Here is a 1630-nt window from a genome sequence, read left to right on the forward strand (position 1 = left end):
CTCATCACTACCACATAATCCGGCAGCTCGCATTGACTGTGGGCGTGGATCGTGGTGGGGGACATGCGCACTGCTGCCCGCACCGGCGCTCCGCGGCGTTCCACCCCGAAGAAAGGCAAGGCCTGTCCCTGCTCACCGTTTTCCAAGGCTGCCTGCGCTAACAAGTGAGCCAGGGTAACCGAGCCCTGTCCGCCAAACCCGTTGATTCTTAGTTCCAACATGTTGTTCCTCCATTCTTCCATGGTGCCGTCAGGGGTACACGTTATCTGAAGCTTTCAATGAATCCAGATTGCCTCCCATGCTTCTGCCATCAGAAAATTCCCAATAAATATATATGAGGACAAAACTCTACACAAACCCCGCGCCCCTTATAACGGTCTTCTCTAAATAGTACTTGTGCATTCGTCAATTGCTCCTCCCTTAGCTTTATGAGCCAATCGGGCAGCAGCGGATAATTAAGGGGCGCCCAGCCGCTACCGGCTGTCTCCCTTATCTAAAAATAGTTGCAGGTTGCCAAGATCATCCTGGATCAAAACCACCTATTTGATAAAAATATAAACCCTTCGCTCAGAACTCTGAGACGAAGGGTTTAACTCCGCGGTACCACTCAAATTAACGGCTAGGTTGCCGTTCACTCCATCAGGATGCGGATCTTAAGATCCGTTATCCTCTTCCTTTTAACGGTGAAAGTTCCGTCCGGGCCTACTTTCGCAAATGATTTCGGTCGGCAACTCCAGGATGAGTTCTGCTTGCCTCTTTGACCGCCTCGCACCAAACAGCGGCTCTCTGTAGCCCAAGGATCAGCTTACTATTCCCTATTATCGTCAATTTGTATATTGCATTTATTGTACTGACCGGCTATTTTTCTGTCAACATTTCCGCTATACCTTAAGCTGTGGAGATTTAACCTGTTTTGATGGGCGCCATTGTCTTCACACCGTGGGTTTTCAACAACTTGGCGAGTTCACGGCAGTAAAAAGGCGTTGACCAGATCCGGGTCGGTCAGAGCCACAGGTCAGTTTTCAGCCTGCTGTAAAGCTGGGTTGATGGCATGCCCGATCTTGACGCTGCCAAAGCTGCCGCACGGAATAATTACACGGCGATTAAATAAGGAACTATGGATGACAAAAATTTTTGGCTAGATCTCTTGATCCTCTTCAAACCGGGGCCGGTTTCTTTGTCTGAAATTACAGTCAATATTACAATATTCATCCTATTTCCTCAACAAAAAAATTAAAATTATTAAACAAAGGGATAGTTTCTCCAGTTATACTCGTTTTGATAGTGCAACCGGAGAACCATCCCCATATCTAAACACCACTAAGACAATGCGTTAAATAAATCCCAGGACTAGAGCCATGACTCCTGCGGCGACAGCGACCCAACTCAGTTTTTTACGGGTTGAAAACTGGCCGGCCACACCTGCTGCGACTGCGACGCTTCCCATAATCATAGGCTGCCAGAAGAAACCCAGGACGCCTAATAAAATGCCGATTATCGCCAGCCATTTCGCCATGTCATCACTCACCGTAAGTCCTCCTTTCCGAAGATTTCTTATAACCCTGATCGTTATTTGAGAACGGTCTTATCCAAGATATATTCAACCAAAAGGTGCAATATGTATCGCGGA

General features: G+C 47.5%; 2 protein-coding genes and 1 other annotated feature. Both genes read right to left on the reverse strand.

Going from position 1 to position 1630, the window contains the following annotated elements:
- The coding region (locus B3W37_RS12170) for a 2-oxoacid:acceptor oxidoreductase family protein (RefSeq protein WP_483175972.1) at positions 1-221 on the reverse strand (221 nt) is incomplete at its 3' end.
- A 352-nt stretch (positions 222-573) separates the two neighbouring features.
- Positions 574-831, reverse strand: a binding site (T-box leader).
- A 502-nt stretch (positions 832-1333) separates the two neighbouring features.
- Complete coding sequence (locus tag B3W37_RS12175; protein WP_481038403.1) at positions 1334-1528, reverse strand: hypothetical protein; 195 nt, start codon at positions 1526-1528, stop codon at positions 1334-1336.
- Positions 1529-1630 lie beyond the last annotated feature (102 nt).

The sequence above is a fragment of the Syntrophomonas sp. UBA5494 genome, assembly GCF_002426325.1.